Origin of the sequence: Neomesorhizobium albiziae, from assembly GCF_900114255.1 — a bacterium.
Classification (GTDB): Bacteria; Pseudomonadota; Alphaproteobacteria; order Rhizobiales; family Rhizobiaceae; genus Neomesorhizobium; species Neomesorhizobium albiziae.
This window is the reverse complement of record NZ_FOSL01000001.1, coordinates 612,796-637,842: the sequence shown is the minus strand read 5'-3', so window position 1 is coordinate 637,842 and position 25,047 is coordinate 612,796. Positions and strand designations below refer to the sequence as shown.

Sequence of the window (25,047 nt, the reverse complement as noted above, 5' to 3'; positions counted from 1 at the left end):
ACTTTGACGGAAACATCCAGGGCCAGGCCAACGCTGGCGGGGCAGGGCGCTCGTGAACTATCTGACACGGCGGCTCGCGGCCTTTCCACTCGTCCTGCTCGGTGTTTCCGTCATCGTTTTCTTCGCGATCCGGCTGGTGCCTGGCGATTCCATCACCGCGATGCTGGGCACCGAGGCCGGGTTGCTGACGCCGCAGCAACGCGATGCGCTGGCCGTCTATTTCGGTATCGACCAGCCTTGGCCCGTGCAATACTGGCGCTGGCTGCTGAACCTCTTTCATGGCGACCTCGGGATATCGGCGACCTACGGCAAGCCGGTGCTGGAGGTGATCCTGCAGCGATTTCCGCTGACGTTGGAACTGGCTCTGCTGTCGATGCTGATCGCGTTGTCGGTTGGCGTGCCGGCTGGCGTTTTCGCAGCCACCCGCAACGAAAGGCCTTCCGATCTGGCGGTGCGTGTCGCCGCGATGATCGGCCAGTCGACGCCGAGCTTCGTGTTCGGATTGCTCATTATCTACGTGCTCTCCGCCGGTTTCGGTGTGTTGCCGACCATGGGCGCGTTTACGCCACTCTGGGAAGATCCGATCCGGAACCTTGGCCAGCTCATCTTGCCTGCGCTGACGCTCGGCTTCGCCTTCGCCGCTTCGGTAACCCGCGTATCGCGCTCGGCGATGCTCGACGTGTTGAGCGACGACTATGTGCGCACCGCGCGCAGCAAAGGCGCGTCGGCCAGAAGCGTGGTCTGGCGTCATGCGCTTCCCAATGCGCTGATCCCGGTCGTGACGCTGAGCGGCATCGAGTTCGGCTACCTGCTCGGTGGCGCCGTTATCGTCGAGCAGATCTACGCGCTTCCCGGCCTCGGCCGCATGGTTCTGGAAGCGATCCTGCAGCGCGACTATGCGCTGGTGCAGGGCGCGGTGCTGTTCATCGCCCTCAACTTCATGATCGTCAATCTTCTGGTCGACCTCGCCTATGTGGCGCTCGATCCGCGTATCCGGCTGGAAAACCAATGATGGGTTTCCTGCGTTCAATCTTTGCGCATCCCAGCGGCAGGATCGGCGGCGCTATCGTTGCTGCCTATCTGCTGATCGCCATCCTCGGCGCGCTGGGATTGACGCCTTATGATCCGCTGATGCAGTTCCGCATCGATCGCCTGCATGCCCCGACCGTCGCCTATTGGATGGGCACGGACCTGTTCGGCCGCGACGTTGCAAGCCGCCTGATGAAAGGCATCGGCCAGTCCTTCACGGTCGCCTTCTTCTCCGTCGCGATCGCGACGGCTGCGGGCACGGTGCTCGGCCTGACGACGGCATGGTTCGGCAAGCGCTGGGATGCGATCCTGATGCGCCTGATGGACGTGCTTCTGGCATTTCCAGCAATCCTTCTCGCCTTGCTTATCGTCACCGTCGTCGGGCCGGGAACCTGGACCAGCGTCGCCGCCATCGGCATCGTCTACACGCCCATATTTACGCGCGTGGTGCGCGGTCCGGCGCTGTCGCTGAAGTCGCGCGAATTCGTTGACGCGGCGCGCACTTTCGGCTCCAGCCGGTTCTACATCCTTACCCGCCATCTTCTGCTCAATCTTGTCGCGCCGCTGACGGTGCAGGTGACGCTGGCGCTGGCCTGGGCGCTGCTGACGGAGGCTGGCCTGAGCTTCCTCGGCCTCGGCACCCAGCCGCCGGCCGCATCGCTTGGGCTGATGCTGAGCGACAGCCGCAACCTGATGGAATCGGCCCCCTGGCTGATGATCTTTCCCGGCATCACGATCATGCTCAGCATCCTCGGTTTCAACCTGCTCGGCGATGCGCTCCGCGACATTCTCGATCCCAAGACGCGGAGGGCATAGAGATGTCGCCGATCCTCTCCGTTTCCGATCTGCATGTCGGCTTCGGCCGTGGCGCGAAGGCTAGGGAAGTCGTGCGCGGGGTCAGCTTCGATCTCGCCGCCGGCGAAACGCTCGCCATCGTCGGCGAGAGCGGCTCCGGCAAGTCGGTGACGGCGCTCTCCATCAACCGTCTGGTCGACTATGGCGGCGGCCGCATCACCAATGGCTCGATCCGGCTGCTGCGCACCGACGGCAAGATTTCCGAGCTGACCGAAGCGAGCGAGAAAGAGCTGACAAGAATCCGCGGCGGCGAGATCGGCATGATCTTCCAGGAGCCGATGACTTCGCTCAATCCGGTGCTGACGATCGGCCGGCAGATCGAGGAATCGTTTCGCCTGCATCGCGGCCTTACCGGCAATCAGGCGCGAGCGGCCGCCAAGGACGCGCTCGATCGCGTGCGCATCCCGGATGCCGAGCGTCGCCTGACCTACACACCCAACCAGCTTTCCGGGGGCATGCTCCAGCGGGTGATGATCGCAATGGCGCTGGCCTGCAATCCGCGCCTGTTGATCGCCGACGAACCGACGACGGCGCTGGACGTTACGGTGCAGGCGCAGATCATGGCGTTGCTCGCCGAACTCAAGCGCGAAACCGGCATGTCGATGATCTTCATCACCCACGACATCGGGCTGGTCGCCGGAATCGCCGACCGCGTGATGGTGATGCAGGACGGGCAGGCGGTCGAACAGGGTGAACTCGGCCAGATTCTCGACCATCCAAAGCACCCGTACACCCAGCATCTCCTGCACGCGGTCCCGCATTTTTCGGGTGGCAATGCCGCGCGGCCGGACGGTCAGCGCGAAAGGACGGCCGAGCCGGCGCTCAAGGTTGACGGGCTCGTGGTGCGCTACCCCTTGAAGGGCGGCTGGTTCGGCCGGCCGACGGGTGCTGTCCATGCCGTCGACGGTGTCGATTTCGATCTTCTCCCCGGGGAAACGCTCGCCGTCGTCGGCGAAAGCGGCTCGGGTAAATCGACCACGGCACGCGCCGTGCTCGGGCTGGTTCCCGCGACGCGGGGCGCATTTTCGATGGCCAGGAGAGAACTCGTCGCCGGCGACAGCAATCTGCCCGTACAGATGGTTTTCCAGAACCCTTATGCCTCGCTCAATCCGCGCCTTTCAGTCGACAGCATCCTGGCGGAGCCTGTCATTGCATCCGGCGTTCGCATCGACGCTGCCGTGCGCGACAGAATGAAAATGCTGCTGAAGCGCGTCGGCCTTCCCGAGAACAGCCTCGAGCGATATCCGCACGAATTCTCCGGCGGTCAGCGGCAACGCCTCTGCATCGCCCGTGCCCTTATGCTCAACCCATCGGTGGTGGTGCTCGACGAAGCGGTCTCGGCTCTCGATGTCTCGGTGCAGGCCCGGGTGCTGGAGCTGCTGATCGATCTGCAGAAGGAATACGGCCTCGCCTACCTCTTCATTTCGCACGACATGGCGGTGGTAGAGCGCATCGCGCATCGCATCGCGGTAATTTATGCCGGCCAGATCGTGGAAATCGGCGACGCCAGATCGGTGCTCTCCGCACCGAGGCATCCCTACACGAAAAAGCTTATCGCCGCCGTGCCGACAATCGATCGCCGACACGAGACCTTCGAGTTGGACACACGCCAGGTTCCATCGCTCGTTCGTCCGCTGGGGTTTGAGCCGCCGAAGGCGCGATGGATGGAATATGGGCCGGACCACAAGGTGCGCGCCGAAGCATGAGGAAAGGGCCGCCGGATTTGTCACACCCTGTCCTCTCCAATCCTGAGCTTGCAGCGCGGTTCGAACGCGCCTTCGGCCTCCTGCATAAGGCGGTTGCGGATAAGCGAATTCCAGGTGGCGTGTTGGGGCTGGTCGGCGGCGGCGAGCGGCTTGTTCGCGCGGTCGGTTCTGCACAGATTGTGCCGAAGATGCGCCCGATGGAGGTCGACACGTGGTTCGATCTCGCCTCGCTGACCAAAGTCATCTTCACGACGCCGCGCATCCTGTCCCTGGCGGAGCGGGGAGTGATAGACCTCGACGCGCCGCTGATCACCGCGCTTCCTGACCTTCGCCAGTACTCAGCCAGTGCCTGGGAACGGAAAGTCACTTTCCGCCAATGCCTCGGCCACCAGACGCCGTTTCCGGCGGTCGAGCCGATCTACACCTATGGCCGCGATCCGGACCTGCTGCGCGCATTCATCCTGCAGCGGGAGTGGCGGGCAGGCGATCCCGTCTATTCCGACATCAACTTCATCCTGCTCGGCTTTGCCCTGGAGCGTCTCAGTGGAAAATCCATCCGCGACATGGACGCCGGACCGGGCTTTGCATTCGCCGCCGATCCCGAAAGCGCCGCGGCGACGGAAGACTGTACTTGGCGCCACCGCGTGCTGTCGGGCGAAGTCCACGACGACAATTGCTCGGCTCTGCAAGGGGCCGGTCACGCCGGGCTATTCGGCACTGCCGGTTCGGTTCTCGATTTCGCGCAAGGCCTGCTTGACGGCGCCGGCGCTTCCGCGAACGCCATCGCGTTGATGCGCCAGCCCTTGTCGCAGAAGCGCACCCATGGTTGGGAGCATGCCTACGAAGGCTGGTCGGGCGGCAACCGGTGTAACCCCAAGACAATTGGCCATACCGGCTTCACCGGAACCGGCCTCTGGATCGACTTTGCCGAAGGCAAGGCGTGGACCTTGCTCACCAATCACATCCATCCGACGCGGCATTTCAACAGCGGCATCGCCGAACTTCGGCGCGAGGTCGGCGATATCATCAATGGAGCCTGGAACTGACATGAAGCCAATTTGGGCGGTCGGCCTGATGACCGGTACGGTGCTTGACGGAAACATCGACGTCGCGCTGATCAGGACTGATGGCGAGCAGGTCGAAGCTTTCGGCGCCTATACGCTGGCGCCATATGCGCAGTCGATCCGCACGTTGCTCGAAGAAGCACAACGCGAGGCAAGAACCTGGAACTTCACCGGGCCGGAGCCGGCCATATTCCGCGAGGCCGAAGAAGCGTTGACGCGGGCGCAGTCGGCGGCCGTCAGGGGACTGGTGGAAAGCAACGATTTGAGAATGTCGGACATCGGCGTCGTCGGCTTCCACGGCCAGACGGTTTTGCACCGGGCGCCGGCAAGGAACCGGCTGGGCGAGACCCGCCAGCTCGGCGATGGCGAATTGATGCATTCGCTGCTGGGGACCAAAGTCGTCTATGACTTCCGCTCAGCCGACATGCGCGCGGGCGGGCAGGGGGCGCCGCTGGCCGCCGCCTATCACGCCGCCTTGCTGGGGGCGCACGGGGCGAGCGGCGAAACGGCAATCCTCAATCTCGGCGGCGTGGCCAACATCACCTGGTGGGATGGCAAAGGCGATATCGTGGCCTTCGACACCGGCCCGGCGAATGCCCCGATCAACGATTTCGTCAAGGCGAGAGGGCTCGGCGAAATGGACCGCGACGGCGCGCTTGCGGCAGCTGGGGCCGTCGATGAAGCCAGGCTCTTGAAGCTGCTAGAGCACCCCTATCTCAGCGCGCCCTATCCGAAATCGCTCGACCGTTTCGACTTCACTGCAGCGATGGCCGAGGGGCTCGGCGCGGAGGACGGCGCGGCCTTGCTGACGGCATTCACCGCAAGCGCCGTTGGCAAGGCGCTCGACCTGTTGCCGCGTAGGCCGAAAAAACTCTTCGTCAGCGGCGGCGGGCGCCATAACCCGACCCTGATGGCGATGCTGGCAAGCCGGGCCGGTGTCGAGGCGGTATCCGTCGACACGATCGGCTGGCGGGGCGATGCGGTGGAAGCCGAGTGCTTCGCCTTCCTGGCGGTTCGCGTCTTGCGTGGGATGCCGATCAGTTTCCCCAGCACGACCGGCGCGCCGGAGCCGATGGGCGGCGGACGCATCGCCGGGTAACGATGACTGCCGGTCTCAAGTTGAGGCCGGCAGCTCTTTCTGCAAAAAGGTCCTGCTGCGGCCGGGGGGAAAGTCGTCGAGCTTTCCGAACGGCCGATACCCTTGCCGCTGGTAGACTTTGAGGGCTGCGGGGTTGAACGTGTCGATATAGGCGCCATGGCAACCACGAGCGACGGCCTCCGCCTCCGCCGCCTCGAGCATTTTGCCGGCCATATGCTGGCCGCGAAGCCTTTCGTCCACCCATAGCCATTGCACATAAAGCCAGCCCCAGGCGGTGTACCCGGAAATGCCGGCCAGGATGGCGCCCGCCTCGTCGCGCACCAGCACGGCGAGAGTTTTCTTTCCGGCCGGCCCGACATCGCTGTCGTTGAACGCCGCCAGGTTCTCGCCGATTACGGCAAGCTCGTCCTGCGGCGGCGCACCGGTCACTTCCAGGGTCGTAGTCAATCAAGCCTCTTGGATGACAGCGGAAATACCGCAAACGTGTCTGGATCAATGACACGAAATGTTGCGGCTGAGTAGCAGGCGGGGGAAGACTATCCAACTGTTCTTGGTCCAAGCGAAAAAATCCGCGCAAGGCCTTGAGTTTCCAGCGGCTGGAACGTCTATCTCCGGGAAAATCACGCTCTGGGGATACCGGTGAACATCGGAACCGCCACCGAAAGATCTCGTCTCGCAGCCTGCCATGGGTGAGCTTGCTATTTACGCCGGGTTGTTCGCCGCTGCCTTCGCGGCAGCGACCGTCCTGCCGGCGCAGTCCGAAGCGGTGCTTGCGGCCCTGCTCGTCGAGGGTTCGTTGCCGGCGGCAGCGTTGATCGCGGTGGCAAGCCTCGGCAATGTGCTGGGCTCGGTGGTGAACTGGCTGATTGGCCGGGGCATCGAAGGGTTTCGCGACCGGTCGTGGTTTCCGGCCAGCGCTGCGCAACTCGACAGGGCAGCCATGTGGTATCGCCGATACGGAAAATGGTCGCTTCTGCTGAGCTGGGTGCCGATAGTCGGCGATCCGCTGACGCTCGTCTCAGGCGTCCTTCGCGAGCCGCTGTGGAGTTTTGTGGCAATCGTGGCGATCGCCAAGACGGCACGTTACCTTCTCGTAGCGGGCGCGACGCTGGGCCTGTCATGAGCCAGGTCGGCCTTGGCCGAGTGTCAATCGCTGGGATTTTGACGAAAGCATTGTTTCTGGTGAAAACCATTCCTGGATGCGATGCTTTCAGCCAGAATTCCGCTGAAATCGCGAAACCGAAATGCATTGCTGAACGGAGACGCCACGCGTGACCTTTCCATTGTTCGATCTTGAGGGCAGACGCGCGCTGGTCACCGGTTCCAACCAGGGCATTGGCTACGCGCTGGCGCGAGGCCTGGCCCGGCATGGGGCAAGGATCGTGATCAACGGCCGCAACCCGGAGAAGGTCGAGACGGCGGCGCAGCAGCTTCGCACTGAAGGCTTCGATGTCTCGGCGGCGCCATTCGACGTCACCGATGCGAAAGCTGTCGCCGACGGTGTTGCGGCGATCGAAGGCGGGGAGGGCGCCATCGACATCCTGATCAACAATGCCGGCATGCAGTTCCGCACCCCGCTGGAGGATTTTCCGATCGACAAGTGGGACCAGATGCTGCGCACCAACATTTCCAGCATCTTTTATGTCGGACAGGCTGTCGCGCGGTTCATGATTGCCCGTGGCGAGGGCAAGATCGTCAACATTGCCTCCGTGCAGAGCGAACTGGCGCGGCCGGGTATCGCGCCGTACACGGCGACCAAGGGCGCGGTGCGCAACCTGACGCGCGGCATGTCGACCGATTGGGCCAGGCATGGGCTTCAGGTCAATGCGCTGGCGCCAGGCTACTTCAGGACGCCGCTCAACCAGGCATTGGTCGACGATCCGAAATTCTCCGCCTGGCTGGAAACCCGCACGCCGGCGGGGCGCTGGGGCGATGTCGACGAACTGATCGGCGCAGCCGTGTTTCTTTCCTCGAAGGCTTCCTCGTTCGTTACCGGGCACATGCTGGTCGTCGATGGCGGCATCACCACAAGCCTGTAGCATTGATTGGAAGGTTGCCGGCGGCATTTATCAACGCGAGAAATCGTTGATAAAGGCTGCCGCCTATGCGAAGGCGACGAGCCTCGATGACGGTGCAGGGCTTGGTCGCGGCCGCAACGCGAATAGAGAAGCAAAAATATTGGGTTGTACTTCGTGGTGGCTTCGATATTAATTATCGCGACCGGGGATGAGGCGGCATCATGACGGCTGTTCAAAGCAGTCTAACGCGCACTTCCGACACTGCTTTAGCTGGTGGGAAACCACGCTCAAGCTATAGCATTCCATCCTTGCGTCGCTTGTATTTGTCCCGCTATGGGCTGTTGCTTCTGGCCGGCGCGCTTCTTGTCGTCGCGGTGTTCCTGCTTGCGGCATGGCAAAGCCGGACCCGTATGCTCGACGCGGCTGCGGTCGAGGTCGCACAGCGGACCGCGCTCCTTGAAGCCCACATGTCGAAGGTTTTCGAATCCAACGAACTTGTGCTGGGCGACATCGTCAGGCGGGTCGAGGGGATGAGCTGGGGAGAGATCAGGGATTCCCCTGATATTTCCACGATGTTGTCCGAGCGCGAGGCGGACATGCGCGACATCGTGGACGTCGAGCTGCTTTCGCCGGATGGCAATGTGGTCAGCCACAGCAATCGGTTTCCGTCCTCAACGGTCGATGAGAGTGACCTCGACTATTTCCGCTTCCACCGAGATTCAGCCGACGACGTCACCTATCTGGGGGAACCTGTTATCAGCCACCTCAGCAAGGTTCGGTCCATGACGATGAGCCGGAAGCTGAGGGGACCTGACGGATCTTTCAACGGCGTGGTGCTGCTGACCATCCCGGTGACCTATTTTTCGGAGCTTCTCGACAGCGCCATGTCGAAATCCGACGTGGCTGTTCTCAGCAGGAACGATGGAACCGTCATCGTTGCTGCGCCTGCGCCGGTCGCGGACCCAGATGCTCCCCCGCAAGCGCATGCGCTGTTTCGCGCGGGCGCATTTCCGGCATCGCCGGGATCGTATCGTTTGCTGGATAGCAGCGGCGTGGCGCGTACCGTAGCCCTCCGGAATTTCGCCAGCTATCCGCTGGCGGTGGCGATTGGTGTCGACGAAAGCAAGGTACTTGAGCCTTGGCGCAGTTCCAACGTGCTGTATGTATCGATCCTTGGCCTTGCGGTGACGGCATTTCTCGTTTCGGCAAGCATCGCCCGTTCACGAGCGGTTTCGCTCACGGAATCGAACGTCGCGCTGCGTGAGACGACGTCCCGCCTGCTGCTTTCCCAGGATAGCGAGCGTCGCAAGATCGCCCGCGACCTGCATGATTCCACCGCCCAGAACCTGCTTGGGGCAAATGTCGAGATCGAAATTGCGCTTCGCAGAAACCCGGCGCTTAACGCCGAGGCCCGGGCGGCGCTCGAACGATGCGCCGCCCTGATTTCCCGCAGCGAGCAGGAACTCAGAACGCTGTCCTACCTGCTGCATCCGCCGATGCTGGACGAGTCAGGCCTTCCCAACGCGCTGGAACTTCTCGTCAGCGGTTTCGAAAAGCGCTGCGGCATCGAAGTGGAGCTGCGGGTGGCGCCGCAACTGGCAATCGTGAGGCCGTCGCGTCACGTGGAACTGGCGGTTTTCAGGGTTGTGCAGGAGGCTCTGTCGAACATTCACCGCCATTCCGATGCCACCACGGCGCGTATCCGGCTGGTCAATCCACGGGGAGGCAGCCACAGCGTCTTGTTTCTCACGGTCAGCGACAATGGCGGCGGCATGATCGACGCGGCGGCGGTAGGTGTCGGCCTGGCAAGCATGAGGGGACGACTGCAGGCGCTCGGCGGCACGCTGGAAATAACCAGCGGAGCCAAGGGCACGACCGTGACTGCCACGGTGCCGGGCTAAGACTCGGGCCCGGCGCTAGGGTTCTACCAGGCGATTGCGCACGGCATAGCGAACAAGTGCGGCGGTCGAATGGGCGTCGAGTTTTCGCATGGCCGAGGCACGATGGGTTTCGATGGTCTTCTCGCTCACGTTGAGCAGCGTCGCTGCCTGTCGGTTGCTGTGGCCTTCCGCAATGAGCTGGACGACAGAGCGTTCCCGCACGGACAGCACGCTCGTCGAGCCGTTCGGTTTGCTCAGGTAGGCCTGCACCAGCGCCTCAGACATCGACCGGGTGAAAAAAGGCTGGTGGGTCGAAAGAGCCTCCACCGCATGAATCAGGTGCTTTGCCGCATCGCTCTTCAGAAGATATCCCTTGATCCCGGCCTCCAGAACATCGCGAAGCAATGCCTCATTGTCGTGCTGGGTGAAAATGAGCACCTCGGTTTTCGGACTATGCAGGCGAATCTGTCGTGCAGCCTCAACGCCGTTCATGACGGGAAGCGCATAATCGACGATGGCAACGTCGGGTTTTGTGCGCTGCGCCTGGCTGACGGCGTCCCGCCCATCGGCCGCTTCGGCGACGATTTCCCAGCCATCCTCGTCCGACAGCATGGCGCGCAGCCCGTTCCTCACGATTTCATGGTCGTCGGCTATCAAAATCCTGAGCATGCGCAGGCCTCGCAAGTCACCCGTTTGCGTCGATCGATGATGATACACGAGCGATCCTGGAAGCACGATCCTGTGATTACCGCTAATGCGATGGGGAAATACCCGGTTCGGCTTCAGCACGAGGAAGCCTCTGCATCGTTGCCGTTTAGGGTGATGGCCCCGAAACTAATAGGAAAACACCTGATGGCGTGCGTGCCGCCCGCCATGCATCATGCCGGAACCAGAACCGATGGGACGCCAGGCGGAACGGGAAAAGGTGACGCGTTGCCGCTATCTGAGCAATCATCGGCTACAGTTTCGAGGTCGGAAAGCTGCTGGTGCCGACCCGGATCAAATGTTTCCACAAGTTCGATATGGAAAACCGGCCGAAGGCGATGCGGACTGCCCGGCCTTCGCAATTCCGCTCGCGGTTTCGCAGGCAGGTCAGTGAGACATCAGACAGCAACGGGGGAAGAACCATGCCCATGAAAGCAATCCTGCTCACCTTGCCTCTCATGCTCGGCGGCGCAACCCAACTCATGGCAGCGTCGCTCGACGCGTTGCAGGGCGCTTGGACGGCGGAAGGGACGAGTTGCACCGACACGTTTAAGACGGTCAACGGCCATTCCGAGTTCAAGGATCGCGGCGCTTCGCTGAACAGCGGGATCATTGTTTCTGGAAAAAAGATCACCGGGGCAAACGCGGTGTGCACCGCGGGCCGGGTGCGTGAGGAGAAGGATCGTCTCACGATTTCGATGACCTGCGCCGACACGATCATGTTCAGCGACATGTCGGTGTCGTTCCGCATCATCGATAAAGACAGCTTCGAACGTTTCGATCCCAATTTCTCCGACGTTCTGACCACCTACCATCGATGCTCTCCGTGAAGAGTCGGAAGCAGAGGGCGTTCTTTGCAGGGAGTACCCGGATGAAATTTTCCCCGCTTTTCGGTTTTCGGTCGGCTGGGTTCGTGGTGCTGGCGTTGCTCGCATCCGCCAATCTGCCCGTCTACGCGCAAACCGCCGCGCCCACGGACGCGGCGGCGCCCGCGGACGCAACCGATGAAGCCGCCGCTCCGCTCTCGCTTGACGACCTCAAGGTGCTGGCGGCGCGCATCGCGCTTTATCCGGACGATCTCGTCGCGCTCTGCGTTTCCGCGTCGCTCTATCCGCTGCAGATCGTTCAGGCGGCTCGATTCCTGGATGACAAGAAGAAGACGCCTGACCTGGAGCCCAGCGACAAATGGGATGGCAGCGTGATCTCGCTCCTCAACTATCCCGAGGTCGTGAAGATGATGAATGACGATCTCGATTGGACCGAACAGCTTGGCGACGTGGCGGCGAACCAGCAGAAGGACCTGCTTGTCGCAATACAGCAACTGCGCGACGAAGCCATGGCGAAAGGCGTGCTCAAATCGAGCCAGCAGGTCCAGGTGGTCAACGAGGGCGACAACGTCGTCATCAAATCATCCGATCCCAAGACGATCTACGTGCCGACCTATCCGCCGGAAATGCTTTATGATCCAGGCTATGTCGTCACCGGCGATCCGATCGTCTACGCGCCGTATCCTTCCTACTACTATCCGACGGCGCCCTATTGGGCCGGGTTCGTCACCGGAGCGGCATTTGCGGCGGTCGTCGATTGGGACCGTTGGGGCACCTGGGGCGGCCACGTCGACTGGGACGTCGATGTCGGAAACCGCGTCGATTTCGATTTCAATAAGATCGATATCAACAACATCGACGTGAACAAGCTGAACAAGCTCGATTTCCGCAACATCGACCGCTCGAAGATTGATCTCAAGAACACCAATTTCGATCGAACCAAGCTCAAGCAGAACCTGGAAAGCAAGGATTTCAACAACATCGCCCGCAAGGCCAAGGATCGTCCAGGAAATGGCGTCCAGGCCGGCAAGCTGCAGGCCCGCGCCCATGATCTCAAGGGCAAGGACGTGCGCAAGAATGTCGCCGAGGGCCTCAAGAACCGGCCTAACGCCAAACTGCCGGCGCCGGGAACAAGGCAGGTGGACGCCAAGCAGATAGGCAATCAGCTGAAGACCGCGAGGCCCGCCATCAACAAACCTGCCGCCCAGCGGGTCGCGCAGAAGCACGTGGACCGTCCGAGGCCGGCTGCGCGCGTTGACAACCGCCCCCGCAGGCCGTCCGCTCTCGGCCATCCCCAGGCAGGGCGTGTCACCCATAATTTTTCCAACCGCGGTTTCCAGAGCCGGGGAGGCGGACATCTCGGGGGTGGGCCTCGCGGTGGGGGCGGGCGCATTCACCGTCGCTGACCGGCAGAATTTGAGGTAACGACAATGATCCGTCACATCGTCATCGCAGCCGTTGCTGTCCCGCTCACCCTTGCCGCGGTCCCCGGCGTGTGGGCGCAGGAGCTTCCCGCCACCGCGGCCGAGGACCTGCAGAGCTTTGTCGGCGATCAGCCGCCGTCATTCGCTACCGTGGAAGAACTTGCCGAAAACTTCGGCGCGGCGGTCAAGGCGGGCGACAAATCTGCGCTTGCTGTCCTGCTCGGGCTCTCGGCCAGCAAGGTGCTGGCGTCGAAGGAAGTGGAAGACAGTTTCCAGCACATACAACAGGCCGCCGCCGAGTCGATTGCCGTGCGCGAGGCGGCCGCTGACCGCCGGACGTTGCTGCTTGGCGATGAAGTCTGGCCGTTTCCGTTCCCGATCGTCAAGGTGGACGGGCGCTGGGCTTTCGACACCGTTGCGGGACTCGAGGAGGTCATCAACCGGCGTATCGGCGAGAACGAGCTGACGACGGTCGCCAACATGCGTGCCTATGTCGATGCCCAGGAAGAATACAAGCAAACTGACTGGGACGAGGATGGCGTTTCAGAGTATGCGCAAAAGCTGATCAGTTCCCCGGGCGTCTATGACGGCCTCTACTGGCAGCCGGGAGACGGCGTACCCGAAAGCCCGGTCGGATCCCTGATAAGCGAGGCCGAACTGGCGACCGCAAAGCAGGATGGCTATTTCGGTTACCGCTACCGCCCGCTGACCAAGCAGGGTGAGAACGTTGCCGGGGGAGCCTACGACTACGTCATCAACGGCAACATGATCGGCGGTTTCGGCCTCATCGCAACCCCTGTCAAATACGACCGCACCGGCATCATGACCTTTGTCGTCAACCAGTACGGCACTGTCTACCAAAAGGATCTCGGGGCCGACACCCAGGCGCTCGCTGACAAGATGGACGCCTTCGACCCTGACGACAGCTGGACCGTCGTTACCGATCCGGGCGATTGAAGCAACCAATGAACCGGCCCGACATCCATCCGGTCGAGGGCGAAACAGCCTGCCCGCCAGGCATGGTCTTCGTTCCTGGGGGCACTTTCCGGATGGGGTCGGACAACCACTATCCCGAGGAAGCGCCCGCACACGAGGTGCGTGTCGACGGCTTCTTCATCGACAGGACGCCGGTCACGAACCGGCAGTTCAAGGCGTTCGTCAAGGCGACTGGCTACGTGACCGTGGCGGAGCGGATCCCCGACCCGGATGATTATCCGGGCGCTCTCCCGCATATGCTCTATGCGGGATCTCTGGTGTTTCAGAAGGCATCGGGTCCGGTCGATCTCAGGGATGCGAGCCAGTGGTGGGATTTCATCCGCGACGCAAGCTGGCGCCATCCGCTCGGCCACGGCAGCGGGTTGTTCAAGAAGGAAAACCACCCGGTCGTCCATGTCGCCTACGAGGATGTGCTGGCCTACGCAGCATGGGCAGGCAAGGAACTCCCCACCGAAGCGGAGTGGGAGTACGCAGCCTGGGGCGGTGTCGAGGGTGCCGAGTATGCCTGGGGCGCCGAATTTTCGCCCGGCGGCAGATACATGGCCAACGCCTGGCAGGGTGAATTCCCGTATCGGAACCTGCTTGGGGACGGCTTCGAACGGACGTCTCCGGTCGGCACCTTTCCGGCCAACGGTTACGGCCTCTACGACATGATCGGCAATGTGTGGGAATGGACGACCGACTGGTGGTCGGGCAGGCACGCGGGGCAGGCGAAGACCTGCTGCATTCCGCAAAATCCCCGTGGTGGCTCAGAGGTCGAGAGTTTCGACCCGCGACTGCCGAAAATTCTCATTCCAAGAAGGGTGGTGAAGGGCGGCTCGCATCTTTGCGCGCCCAACTACTGCCGGCGCTATCGTCCGGCGGCGCGCCACGCGCAGCCCGTCGACACGTCGATGAGCCATGTTGGGTTCCGCTGCATCGTGAGGAGAGGATCGATGCAATAAGCGATCGGCGCTGGTTTCCAGGCTGATCTTCCCATGGAGAGCGAGGTGTACGTCATGAAGTTAGATGTCTTTGCCACGTGTCTGGCCGCTTTGGTCGCGCTCTCGGTCCCGCCTTCCCAGGCCGCCGACATCTGAAAAGCTCCGGCGCTGGAGCGCACAAAATGAGCATGAGGAGATTCGACATGAAGATCAAACATGTTTGCGCACTGGCCTTGGCGCTGGCGGCGTCCGGCGGACTTCGGGCGACAGCGCTGGCCGCGGACGCCATACCGGTTACGGTCGACAATTTCGTTCGCGCCGAGTCGGACTCGTATCTCGGCGGCCTTCTCAAGGACAGCGGCGGTATTGGCAAATTCAATCACCGCCGTGAGCCAGCTGGGATCGATAACCAGACGGTGATCCGCCTCAACCGCGACACTCTCTATTCGCCGGCGGTGTTCGACCTCGACGCCGGTCCGGTGACCATCACGCTGCCTGACGCCGGCGAACGCTTCATGTCGATGCAGGTGATCAGCGAGGATCATTATGTGCCCGAGGTCGTCTATGGCGCGGGCACCTACACACTGGACAAGGAAAAGGTCGGCACGCGCTACGCCGTGGTCGGGATACGCACATTGGTCAACCCGGCCGATGCGGAGGACGTGAAGAAGGTCCATGCGCTGCAGGACGCGATCAAGATCGAGCAGCCGGGTGGTCCGGGCAGCTTCGAGGTGCCGAGCTGGGATCAGGCCAGCCAGAAGAAGGTGCGCGACGCATTGCTGGTTCTTGCTGCGACCATACCGGACTTCAAGGGTGCGTTCGGCAAGAAGGACGAGGTCAATCCTGTCCGCCATCTCCTCGGAACCGCCGCTGCCTGGGGCGGCAATCCGGACAAGGACGCCATCTATCTCAACATCACCCCGGCCAACAATGATGGCACGACGGTCTACAAGCTCGACGTGAAGGACGTGCCGGTCGACGGCTTCTGGTCGGTCAGCCTCTACAATGCTGAAGGTTATTACGAGAAGAACCCCTACAACGCCTATTCGCTCAACAATATCACAGCGACCAAGAGTGCCGACGGCGCCGTCGCCATCCAGTTCGGCGGTTGCGATGGCAAGATCCCGAATTGCCTGCCGATCATGAAGGGCTGGAACTACACGGTCCGCCTCTACCGCCCGCGGGCAGAGATACTGGACGGAAAATGGAGTTTCCCGGAGCCGAAGCCGGCCGGTTGAAGGTTGTCTGAGTTCAACGGCGGCGAACGCTGCTGGCCGGTATGAGGGCGGCCACCAACGCGCTCAGCTCGAAACCGTCTGCTTTTCCCTGTCGATCGCCTGCGTGGTCGCACGAACACCGATGACCTCGTACAGTTCGAGCGCGGCCGCGCGGCCTTTTGCCTGGCCCGCGCCGCGCGGGCGGAATTCGATTGTGTGCTCGCAGGCCTGTTTGACCGCGGCGCTTGCCAGGATCGTCGAGTGGTAAACCTTGTTCATGCCTTCCAGCCGCGACGCGACGTTGATGGTATCTCCCATCGCCGTGTATTGAAGCCGTTCACGGGCTCCAACGCTTCCGACGACCGCCTGGCCGGTATGGATGCCGAACCGCGTGCGGAACTCCGGCAGCCCCTTGGCGCACTGCGCCTCGTTGAAATGGGCGAGGCTCTGCTCCGCCGCCAGCGCGGCGCGGCAGGCATTCTCGGCATGGTCGGTGTCGGGAATCGGCGCGTTCCACATGGCGAAGATGGAATCGCCCAGAAACTGGATGATCGAGCCGTGATGGGCGTTAACGGCTTCATCCAGTATGTCGAAATATTCCGATAGCATGGCGACCACATCCTCGGGGGAGTGGCCCTCGCTGATCGTCGTGAAGTCATAGATGTCGGTAAAAAGTGCTGTGACTTCCTCCCGTTTCGCCGATCTACCGGTGAAGTAACCTGCCTGTACGCTCTTCTTCACGAATTCCTTGGGTACATAGAGCGCGAAGGTGAAGATGGCGTCGCGCGCGCGGTTCATCGCCTTGCCGAGCGAGGAGATTTCGGCGACGTGCGAGGGCACTTCCACCGGTGTCGCAAAATCGAGGTTCTGCAGCCGGTTCGCGCTCTCGGTGAGCTGTTCGAGCGACTTGGTGATGAGATGCGAGAGCAGGAGAGCAAGCGCCACCGCCACCGCTACGACGACTGCCGAGATAGCCAGTCCCTGGAGCAGCGCGCGGTTGGCGGGCGCCATCAACTCGTCCAGCGGTGCGGCGACCACCACGCGCTGGCCCTTGAGCAGCACCGCGGAAGCGACCGGCTTCGACGCCACGAGGAATGTCCTGTCCCCGACGTCGACAAGGTTCGCTTCAGGGTTGGACTTGAGGCTGCGGATGAAAGCATCCGTCTCGGGTGAGTTGACGGAATCGGCCTCGGCTTTGCCTGCGACGATGCGGGCCATCACGCCCCGATTCGAATGGATGATCAGGTTGCCCGAGGCGTCGACCATGAAGGCCACGGTATCGGGCGACATGCGCTGGGCGGACAGGAAGTCGGTTATGGTGTCCAGAACGATGTCTGCGCCAATCACGATCTTCGGATTGCCTTTGTGGGCTTCGGCAAGGGTCATGCCGAGCTTGCCGGTCGTCGCCATTTCGTAGGGGCCGATCGACACCGTGCCCGCGGTGTCCAGCGCTGCCTGATACCACGGTCGCGCGCGCGGATCATAGTTCGTCGTTCTTGCCGGAACGCTCTTGATGATCGCTCCGGTCGAATCCTCGAAGCTCAGGTGCTGGATACTTTCGCCGCTGTCGTTAGGTGCGATCGCTCGGATGGCCAGCACGGCATTGTGCGGGGCTGCGAGTGCACGGCGCCAGCCTTCGGATTTGAGGTTGATGACATGGAAAAATGACCCGTCTGGATATCCGGCATAAGCGCCGTCGAGCTGGGGAGACCGGCGGATGAACTCGCGCAACAGCGCCGTCTTGTCATTCAGCCGGTCCGGCGGCGGAACCAGGAATGCGTTCGGGATCGAAGCGATGAGGCCTACAAATCCCACCGTCTGGCCCGAAATCACGCTGAAGCGGTCGATCAGCTGCTCGGAAAAGGTCCGCATCTGCGTCTTGGCGTCCTCAATCGCCGCGTTGCGCGCCCGGTAGTAGCTGAAGCCGGCCAGCGCTGCGGAAACCAGGATGATCAAGGCGACCATCGATGTGCCGAGCAGGAATTGGAGCGAACGGCTCCAGATCTGACCTATATCATCACCTGGTTCTCGATCGGTTTTTGTACGCCCCAGCAATTTCGACCGCTCAGTTCCGGCTCTCGATGCGTCCTAGGCAGAGCCAACGGATAATATACAACACAAAACAACCTTGCGATCCGATGAACACCGCAAAGTCTCTGGGGAAAGACTGGATAGGATTTTTCGGTTTTCTTCCGGGAAGCCGGTCTTGGATGCCTCAGACCTTTTGCACCGACACCACGGTTCCGGCTGTGTCGACGACACAGTTCGCGCGGGCGCCCTTGGCTTCGAGCACGACCTGGAAGGTCTTTTCATCGACCTGCGATGAACTGACGGGCAGCACGGCCGAGCTGTCGACGCCAAGGGGGGCGGCGGCGGCGGAAGCGCAGGCCAGTTGCAGGTCGGCGGGCGCGGTCGCCCCGGTGTTGCGGACGCTGCCGGGCGCTGGCTGGTTCGACACGCAGCCGGCAAGCTGGATCGCGGCCAGCGCCATTGCAAACGTCGTCATGCGATTGCGGTTTGCCTCGAGCTGAAACCATCCACGGGCGAGCTGGATGCCGGATCTGTTCATTGGCTGTCAAACTCCCTTGTAAAGAGAAGCACCTTGCATGAGCACGATGACTTTCGCCCCGACATTGATCCGGGAGTGAAGGTCGGTGATGTCGTCGTTGTTCATCCGTATGCATCCCGACGAAACATCGAGGCCGATTGTCCAGGGTTCCGGCGTGCCGTGAATGCGGTAGATCGTATCCTGGTCGCCCTGGTAGAGGTACAGGGCCCGCGCACCGAGCGGATTGTCCGGCCCGCCCGGCTGGCCACTGGCCCATTTCGCCGCATTGGGATCGCGGGCGACCATTTCGGCAGGCGGCGTCCATGTCGGCCATTCGGCGGTGCGGCCCACCCGCACGATACCTGCCCAGCCGAAGCCCTCGCGGCCGACCCCGATGCCATATCGGATGGCGGTGAAGCCGGGCTGGACCAGGTAGAGAAAATGCTGGTTACCGTCGATGATGATGGTGCCGGGTTTCTCGGCGGTCTTGAAGGGCACCACCTGCATGCGGAAGGCTTCCGGCACCTGCTTGTGGGCGGCGTAGTAGGAGCGGGCCTTCTTGCGATCGTACTTTACCCATTTGTGGGTTTTCGGATCGAATATCTGTGTCTCGGCTGCGTAGGCGAGGGTGGCCCACACGGCAACGCCCAATGCCAGGCATGTCGCCGTCGCGGCACTTATCGTTCGGCCAGAGGTCTTGCGGAGGGGAGTTCGGAGCGGGAATGCCATCAGCGCCTACCTCGGTTCTGTTCTATTTGGACCAGGCGTTCAGCCGGTCTTCGTGCTCAGCAATCCATTGCTGCGCATATTTGGCGGGATCCTGCCTTTCCACCTGCAGGGCGTAGCTCATCTCCGTGATCTCCTTCGGGGTGAAGTCGATGTTGGAAAGGAACGACGCGACCTTCGGCAGCCGTTCGGCCAGCTTTGACGAGAAGCCGATATTGAAATACGACGGCGGCCATGCCACGGGCGCGGAGGATTTGGACAGCCAGTTCGTCGGATCGTCGCTCGGCAGCACGACCTTCCATTTGGCCGCGTCATAAGCCGGTTCGGTCAGCGGCACGATCTCGTGCAGGTCGAAAACATGGTGCGGGCTGTAGCAATAAAATGCGATCGGCGTGTTGGTGGCGGCAGCGGCGTCGACTGCCGCCATGGCCACATCTTCCGGCGCCTCGAGCAGCTTCACCGTTTTGGCGTAGCCGTAACTTTCAGCGCGTATCCTCTCGATGGTCGTCGACGACCATGTCGTTGCGCCGATCCACATCTCGCCCTTGCCGTCGCCATCGGTATCGAGGACGGCGGTCTTTTTCGGATCGCTCAGGTCGGCAATATCCTTGATCCCGTATTTGTCGGCGGTTTCACGTGTCGTGCAGATGCCTTGCGTGGCCGCGACCTGTTTCGGACTCAGCCGCACCGTCTTCTTCTCATCGACGTATTTCGTCACCAGCGAATCGAAGTTGGGCCGCCAGACCTCGGGATGCACATCCACTTCGCCGGTATCGAGCCCGGCGAAAATGATGAGCGTGCCCATCTCCTGGACCTCGACCTTGAGGCCGAGCTTCTTCTCGATGCCGTATTTGATGATGTTGGCGGAGGCCTGCCCGGAGGGCCAGTTGGGCATGCCGACCACCAGGTCAGAAGCCAGGCTCGCGCCATAAAATAGCGGAAGCAAAAGCGCGGCGGCGCTCAGTTTTAGCGCAATAGTACGGACCACACCCGCACCCTCCAACCAGTCGCCCCTCCGCGAACTTAGGTCGCATGCCTGATGCATTCTCAGCACAACGCCGGCATTACCGCCAGCAATTTCTTACATATTTGCGTGACATGGTAGACCGTGTCTTGGACAGAAGTTCTTCTTCCCGCACGGCGGATGGACTGTGCGGGTCGAAGGCCTAACGGATTCGGCGCGATGCTTGGTGTTTCCGCCCCGTCCGTCGTGATGACGTCCAGCCGGGTGCGGTCGGAGGCTCAGTGCGAGGCCTCTTTCATGAGGTCCTTCGTCCGGGCATAAAGCTCGTGGAATGTCTTGCTGCGGTTGGCGTAGACGGCGGCATTGGCGGCGTCCGGCACGATCTGCCGCTCTGCCGGGTTCCACGCGTCGATGTCGTCGCGCCTGGCGTCGCCCACCGCGACGGCGGCAAGGAAGGCGTTGCCATAGGCCGCGCCGATGGTCTTGGCGCGCACCGATTGCGGCCAGCCGCTGACATCGGAGACCGACTGCGACCAAACCTTGTTGTTGGTGCCGCCACCGACCGCCGCGATCTTCTTCAACGGGGCGCCGGCCACGACATAGGTCTTGATGATCTCGTTGACGCCATAGGCGATGCCTTCGAGGAAGGCCCGGTAGATGTCGGCGCGCGTATGGGTAAGGTCGAGGCCGAAAATCACGCCTTTCGCTTGCGGATCGTGGATCGGCGTGCGTTCGCCCGAGAAATAGGGCAGCACGACCAGGCCGTTGGCTCCCGCAGGCGACGTCGCCGCCTGTTCGGCGAGTTCGCGCAGCGCCGATTGGGGGTCGAGTTCGCGGGCGAACTGGTCCTGGAACCAGCGCGTCAGCGTGCCGCTCGTCGATGTGCCGGACATGCAGGCATGCTGGCCCTCGAACAGCCAGGGGGCATACCAGAGCCGCGGATCCTCGACGCGCCTGTCGGTGACCAGGATGATGAACATCGTCGAGCCGTACATGACCATCATTTCGCCGGTGCCCTGCACCCCGACGCTGACGGCTTCGGACGCCGCGTCGATGGTGCCGGCGATCACCGGCGTACCAACGGCAAGGCCGGTTGCCTCGGCCGCAGCCGCGGTCACCCTCCCGGCGATGTCCGTGGTCCACAGCAATTCGGGCAGGCGCTCCGGCGCGATGATGCGCTCGGCGAAGCGGTCGGTCCACTGATTGGAGGCGGCGTCGTAGAGCGGGCTCGAACTGCAGGCGGAATAGTGGTCGAGCACATAACGGCCGGTCAGCCGGTGCACCAGAAACGACGAGGAATTGAGCACCTTGTGGGTGCGGGCATAAAGCTCCGGCCGGTTCTTCTTCAGCCAGAGAATTTTCGGGCCAACCGACTGCGAGGTCAGCGCATTGCCGCCGGTGCGGACAAGTTCGTCGACGCCGATCTCGGCGGTGAGTTCCTCGATCTCCGCCGCCGCCCGCGTGTCGACGCCATAGAGCACGGCGTTCATCAGCGGCGCGCCGTCGGCATCGACCGGCAGCATGCAGGGGCCGATGCCGCTGGCCCCGACTGACCGGATATCGCTGGAAGCTACGCCGCTCGAGGCGATCAACTCCTTGCTGATGGAACAGAACTCGCCCCACCAGTTGGTCTCGGCATCGTGCTCGGCCCAGCCAGGCTGGGGCACGAGCATCTTGTGCGGACGCGCCGCCGTGGCGACGATCCGTCCGGTTTCGTCGACCAGGGTGCCCTTCGATTCGAAGGTGCCGATATCGATCCCGAGATAGTGTGGCATCAGGTGTAGAGGTCGCGATCGAGGCTGAAGGACGGGTTGATGCGGCGGATGGCCGAAACCAGCAGTTTCGTCAGCCCCTCCAGGTCGCGCAGGTCGCACATTTCGAGAGCGGTGTGCGTGTAGCGGCAGGGGAAGCAGACGTCGATGCAGGCGACGCCCTCGTTGACGAGCTGCACATAGGACGAGTCCGTCAGCGCGCCGGTATGGGCAGTCCGCTGCAGCGGGATGCCCTCATCCTTGGCCGTCTGCGAAAACAGATGCGGCAGCGCCGGATGCGGAATGGTGCCGTTCAGTGTGCCGCGGCCGTGGAAGGAATAGAGGCTGATCGCCGGCCCGCCGCCGAGCGCCACTTCGCCGCGATGCGCCATGTCGGGCGTGTCGGCGTTAAGCGCCAGATCGAGCTGGATGGCGATATCGGGGTTGATCGACTGTGCCGCAACCATGGCGCCGCGCAGGTTGAATTCTTCCAGCACGGCAAAGACGAAATGCACGGTCGGGCGCGGGCCGCCCTGCGCGAGCTGGCGAGCGACTTCCATCACAACGGCGCAGCCTGCGCGGTCGTCGACCGAAGTGCCGATAACGCGGTTCTCGTTGAGATGGATGATGCGCGGATCGTAGACCACCGGTGTACCGATCGCGATGCCGAGCCTGCGTACGTCTTCCGCACTTTCGGCGCCGACATCGATGAAGAGTTCGGCGTATGGCGTGACCTTGTATTTCTCTTCGGCCGGTGTCGCATGGTGGCTCTTGTTGGCGATGACGCCGCGCACGTCTTTGCCCTCGCCAACGCAGAAAAGCACCGCCTGGGCGGGAAGCGCCTTCTCGGGAATGCCGCCGAGGCGTTCGATGCGGATCAGGCCGTTTGCCTCGACCTTGCGCACGATGAAGCCGAGTTGGTCGGTGTGGGCGAACAGCATCACCGAGGGTGCGCCCGCGTCGCCTTCCAGCGTCGCGATGAGATTGCCCAGCGTATCGGTGCGAAGTTTCAGCGGCAGGTCGGCCAGGTCGCGGGCGATCAGCCGGCGGACACGGTCCTCATGGCCCGAAAGACCGGGCGTCAGCATGAGGGATTCAAGCAGGGAGCGAAGACGGTCCTTCACGACGGTTTGACCTTTCGTTGGAACAGCGATGACAGGGTGAGCGAGCCTATGGCGACGCGCTGCGACATGGCGGCGGCGACGAAGCTTGGCGTCGCGATGCTCAACGCGACAAAGACGAGGGCGCTCGGAGCCGCTGGGCTTTCGAGATAGGAATTGGTGGTGTCCTGCCTGATGTCCATTGCTTTCGCCCCAAGCTTCCGATCCGCCTACTGGCCACGCGCCGCCTTGACGATGCGCATGAACTCCTTGGCCCGCTCGGGATCGACCGCCTTCCAGGTGTCGCCGTCGATCTTCAGCGACGAGCCGACGATGCAGCCGTCGGCGATCTTCAGGACGTCGGCGACTGTGGCATGGCGAACGCCGGTATTGGCGAGCACCGGCGTGTTGGGCAGCACCTTCTTGACCGATACCAGCGCCGACATTTCGGCGGCTTCGCCAGTGATCGCGCCGGAAACCAGCACGGCATCGGGGATGGACGAGAACACGGCCGAACGGGCGCGGTCGGCAAGCGAGCGGCGGTCGAGCGAGTCGGCGAATTCTGCTGAAACGTTGTTCAGCATGACAAGATCCGTGCGGCCGAGCCGGTCGCGGTAGCGCATGGCCTGGCCGGCATTCGGCGTCCACGGGCCCATGTCGGAGGCATAGGTGCCGGTGAAGATCTCACGCACGAAGGAGGCGCCGGTGGCGACCGCCAGGGCGACGGTGCTCATCGGATCCCACAGCACGTTGACGCCGAAGGGTTTGGCGATTTCGGAGCGAAGCTGGCCGATGACATAAGCCATCGTCGCCGTGGAGGCGGTGTCGACCTGCAATTCATAGGGGCGGTCGTTTTCGTTGCCGAACATTACGGCGTCGACATCTGCCGCCTGCAAGGCGATGAGGTCACGCCTTGCCGCCTCGACGATGCCGGCAATGCCTGCTTCTGCATCGTAGAGCGGGGTGCCCGGCATCGCGTTGAGATGCACCATGGCGATGATCGGTTTCTTGCCGCCGAACAGTGTGTCGAATTTGTTCACTTGTATTTCTGCCTTTCTGCCCTGGGAGGGCGATGACCGTTGCGGTCAGACAACCTGGACGGTTGCGAACTTGTCGCGATTGGGGGCCGAGCGGCGCGGGTCTCGCAGGGCGGTTCACGAGATGGCAGTCAGTCGATGGGCTGCCCGTGTCGCCTATTCGCTCTGGCGGAAGTTGCGTATCCGCTCGAACAGCACCGCCAGGATGATGGCGCTGCCGATGAAGGTGCCTTGCCAGAAGGCGTTGATGCCGAGCAGGCCAAGGCTGTTGCGGATGATCTCGATCAGCGCCGCGCCGATCAGCGCGCCCGTCGCGGTGCCGATGCCGCCGGCGAGGTTTGCGCCGCCGATGACCGCTGCGGCGATGACCTGGAGTTCCAGTCCCGCCCCTAGATTGGTGGTGATGGCGCCCAGCCACCCGGTCTGGATGATGCCTGCGATGCCGGCCGACAACGCCGAAATCATGTAGACCGCGACCTTGATCGGCTTGACCGGCACGCCAGTCAGTGTTGCGGCGTGCTCGTTGCCGCCAATGGCGTAGACGTAGCGGCCGAACCGCGTCCAGCGCAGCACGAAGCCCGTGATCAGCGCCAGCACGATCATGTAAAGTACGGGGTTGGCGATGCCGAAGAACCAAGCGCCGCCGCCGAGCGACAAGAGCAGGTCGTGGTCCGGCCCGAACTGGAACACAACCGTGTTGTTCGAGGCGACCATGGCCAGGCTGCGGGCGACCGACAGCATCCCGAGCGTCACCACGAACGGTGGAAAGCCGAGATAGGCGATCAGCACGCCATTGAAGGCGCCGATGATCAGGGCCGTGGCGATGGAGGCGGCAATACCGACCTCGATACCGTAGCCGGCATGCATGGTGACGCCCAGCACCATCGAACACAGGCAAAGCACCGAGCCCACCGAAAGGTCGATGCCGCCGGTGATAATCACCAGCGTCATGCCAAGCGCGATGATGGCCACGAACGTGACGTTGCGGGTGATGTTGTAGAGGTTCTTCGATGTCGCGAAGGCATCGGTTGCGAACGACAGGAAAATGCAGGCTGCAACCACCGCGATGAAGACCCAGAAGGTCTGGCTTCCCAGCACGCCGGACAGCCAGCTCTGCTGCTTTTGCCCTATTGTCTGGTCCAGCGTACTGATTGCCATGGTTGCCTTCGTCTGCTGCT

24 protein-coding genes are annotated in these 25,047 nt (G+C 62.5%); 13 read left to right on the top strand and 11 right to left on the bottom strand.

Features of this window, described 5'->3' with window-relative positions; all coding sequences use genetic code 11:
• Positions 1-52 precede the first annotated feature (52 nt).
• From F3H98_RS03060 to F3H98_RS03040, 5 genes are read left to right on the top strand one after another with little or no spacing between them, the layout of a single operon-like run.
• Positions 53-1,012: an ABC transporter permease gene (locus F3H98_RS03060; protein WP_149758112.1), complete on the top strand. Its 960-nt coding sequence runs from the start codon at positions 53-55 to the stop codon at positions 1,010-1,012.
• A complete protein-coding gene (locus F3H98_RS03055; protein WP_149758394.1) occupies positions 1,012-1,845 on the top strand; it encodes an ABC transporter permease in 834 nt (277 codons plus the stop codon). The genes F3H98_RS03060 and F3H98_RS03055 overlap by 1 nt, the downstream gene beginning before the upstream one ends.
• 2 nt (positions 1,846-1,847) lie before the next feature.
• Positions 1,848-3,590 (top strand): ABC transporter ATP-binding protein, encoded by a 1,743-nt coding sequence (locus tag F3H98_RS03050; protein WP_149758110.1) that lies wholly within the window; start codon positions 1,848-1,850, stop codon positions 3,588-3,590.
• A gap of 17 nt (positions 3,591-3,607) precedes the next feature.
• Complete coding sequence (locus tag F3H98_RS03045) at positions 3,608-4,636, top strand: serine hydrolase domain-containing protein (RefSeq protein ID WP_425294799.1); 1,029 nt, start codon at positions 3,608-3,610, stop codon at positions 4,634-4,636.
• A gap of 1 nt (position 4,637) precedes the next feature.
• Positions 4,638-5,753 carry an anhydro-N-acetylmuramic acid kinase gene (locus F3H98_RS03040; protein WP_149758106.1) on the top strand — a complete coding sequence of 372 codons (1,116 nt, stop codon included), beginning with the start codon at positions 4,638-4,640 and terminating at the stop codon, positions 5,751-5,753.
• 15 nt (positions 5,754-5,768) lie between these two features.
• On the opposite strand, the gene F3H98_RS03035 is transcribed toward F3H98_RS03040, so the two are convergent.
• Positions 5,769-6,200 (bottom strand): GNAT family N-acetyltransferase, encoded by a 432-nt coding sequence (locus F3H98_RS03035; RefSeq protein WP_149758104.1) that lies wholly within the window; start codon positions 6,198-6,200, stop codon positions 5,769-5,771.
• Between the two features lie 238 nt (positions 6,201-6,438).
• On the opposite strand from F3H98_RS03035, the gene F3H98_RS03030 reads away from it, so the two are divergent.
• The 3 genes from F3H98_RS03030 (at position 6,439) to F3H98_RS03020 (ending at position 9,672) form a co-directional block, all read left to right on the top strand.
• Positions 6,439-6,876: a YqaA family protein gene (locus F3H98_RS03030; RefSeq protein WP_149758102.1), complete on the top strand. Its 438-nt coding sequence runs from the start codon at positions 6,439-6,441 to the stop codon at positions 6,874-6,876.
• Between the two features lie 148 nt (positions 6,877-7,024).
• Complete coding sequence (locus F3H98_RS03025; RefSeq protein ID WP_149758100.1) at positions 7,025-7,792, top strand: SDR family oxidoreductase; 768 nt, start codon at positions 7,025-7,027, stop codon at positions 7,790-7,792.
• 476 nt (positions 7,793-8,268) lie between these two features.
• Positions 8,269-9,672: a cache domain-containing sensor histidine kinase gene (locus F3H98_RS03020; RefSeq protein WP_210249652.1), complete on the top strand. Its 1,404-nt coding sequence runs from the start codon at positions 8,269-8,271 to the stop codon at positions 9,670-9,672.
• 15 nt (positions 9,673-9,687) lie between these two features.
• Here F3H98_RS03020 and F3H98_RS03015 read toward each other — a convergent pair whose 3' ends face one another.
• Positions 9,688-10,440, bottom strand: a complete 753-nt coding sequence (locus tag F3H98_RS03015; protein WP_342211596.1) for a response regulator — start codon at positions 10,438-10,440, stop codon at positions 9,688-9,690.
• A 344-nt stretch (positions 10,441-10,784) separates the two neighbouring features.
• Here F3H98_RS03015 and F3H98_RS03010 point away from each other — a divergent pair, with 344 nt between their 5' ends.
• The 5 genes from F3H98_RS03010 (at position 10,785) to F3H98_RS02990 (ending at position 15,764) form a co-directional block, all read left to right on the top strand.
• Positions 10,785-11,186: a hypothetical protein gene (locus F3H98_RS03010; RefSeq protein WP_149758095.1), complete on the top strand. Its 402-nt coding sequence runs from the start codon at positions 10,785-10,787 to the stop codon at positions 11,184-11,186.
• Between the two features lie 41 nt (positions 11,187-11,227).
• A complete protein-coding gene (locus tag F3H98_RS03005) occupies positions 11,228-12,589 on the top strand; it encodes a DUF3300 domain-containing protein (protein WP_149758093.1) in 1,362 nt (453 codons plus the stop codon).
• Positions 12,590-12,613: 24 nt separating this feature from the next.
• Positions 12,614-13,564: a DUF2950 domain-containing protein gene (locus F3H98_RS03000; protein ID WP_149758090.1), complete on the top strand. Its 951-nt coding sequence runs from the start codon at positions 12,614-12,616 to the stop codon at positions 13,562-13,564.
• Positions 13,565-13,572: 8 nt separating this feature from the next.
• A complete protein-coding gene (locus F3H98_RS02995; protein WP_244621579.1) occupies positions 13,573-14,547 on the top strand; it encodes a formylglycine-generating enzyme family protein in 975 nt (324 codons plus the stop codon).
• 182 nt (positions 14,548-14,729) lie between these two features.
• A complete protein-coding gene (locus F3H98_RS02990; protein WP_149758088.1) occupies positions 14,730-15,764 on the top strand; it encodes a DUF1254 domain-containing protein in 1,035 nt (344 codons plus the stop codon).
• A gap of 63 nt (positions 15,765-15,827) precedes the next feature.
• Here F3H98_RS02990 and F3H98_RS02985 read toward each other — a convergent pair whose 3' ends face one another.
• From F3H98_RS02985 to F3H98_RS02945, 9 genes are all read right to left on the bottom strand, one after another.
• Positions 15,828-17,708 (bottom strand): adenylate/guanylate cyclase domain-containing protein, encoded by a 1,881-nt coding sequence (locus F3H98_RS02985; protein WP_149758086.1) that lies wholly within the window; start codon positions 17,706-17,708, stop codon positions 15,828-15,830.
• A gap of 250 nt (positions 17,709-17,958) precedes the next feature.
• Entirely contained in the window at positions 17,959-18,312 is a 354-nt protein-coding gene (locus tag F3H98_RS02980; RefSeq protein ID WP_244621578.1) for a hypothetical protein, read from the bottom strand.
• 6 nt (positions 18,313-18,318) lie between these two features.
• The gene (locus F3H98_RS02975; protein WP_244621577.1) at positions 18,319-19,020 is read right to left on the bottom strand and encodes a L,D-transpeptidase; all 702 of its coding nucleotides are present in this window, start codon (positions 19,018-19,020) and stop codon (positions 18,319-18,321) included.
• Positions 19,021-19,042: 22 nt separating this feature from the next.
• Positions 19,043-20,005, bottom strand: a complete 963-nt coding sequence (locus tag F3H98_RS02970) for an ABC transporter substrate-binding protein (protein ID WP_244621576.1) — start codon at positions 20,003-20,005, stop codon at positions 19,043-19,045.
• Between the two features lie 254 nt (positions 20,006-20,259).
• Positions 20,260-21,756 carry an FGGY-family carbohydrate kinase gene (locus F3H98_RS02965; RefSeq protein ID WP_149758082.1) on the bottom strand — a complete coding sequence of 499 codons (1,497 nt, stop codon included), beginning with the start codon at positions 21,754-21,756 and terminating at the stop codon, positions 20,260-20,262.
• Positions 21,756-22,820 carry a M42 family metallopeptidase gene (locus tag F3H98_RS02960; RefSeq protein WP_244621575.1) on the bottom strand — a complete coding sequence of 355 codons (1,065 nt, stop codon included), beginning with the start codon at positions 22,818-22,820 and terminating at the stop codon, positions 21,756-21,758. The genes F3H98_RS02965 and F3H98_RS02960 overlap by 1 nt, the downstream gene beginning before the upstream one ends.
• 32 nt (positions 22,821-22,852) lie before the next feature.
• Positions 22,853-23,035 carry a hypothetical protein gene (locus tag F3H98_RS02955; protein WP_149758078.1) on the bottom strand — a complete coding sequence of 61 codons (183 nt, stop codon included), beginning with the start codon at positions 23,033-23,035 and terminating at the stop codon, positions 22,853-22,855.
• A 27-nt stretch (positions 23,036-23,062) separates the two neighbouring features.
• Positions 23,063-23,872 carry a BtpA/SgcQ family protein gene (locus F3H98_RS02950; RefSeq protein WP_149758076.1) on the bottom strand — a complete coding sequence of 270 codons (810 nt, stop codon included), beginning with the start codon at positions 23,870-23,872 and terminating at the stop codon, positions 23,063-23,065.
• A gap of 153 nt (positions 23,873-24,025) precedes the next feature.
• A complete protein-coding gene (locus F3H98_RS02945) occupies positions 24,026-25,027 on the bottom strand; it encodes an ABC transporter permease (RefSeq protein ID WP_149758074.1) in 1,002 nt (333 codons plus the stop codon).
• Between the last annotated feature and the right edge of the window lie 20 nt (positions 25,028-25,047).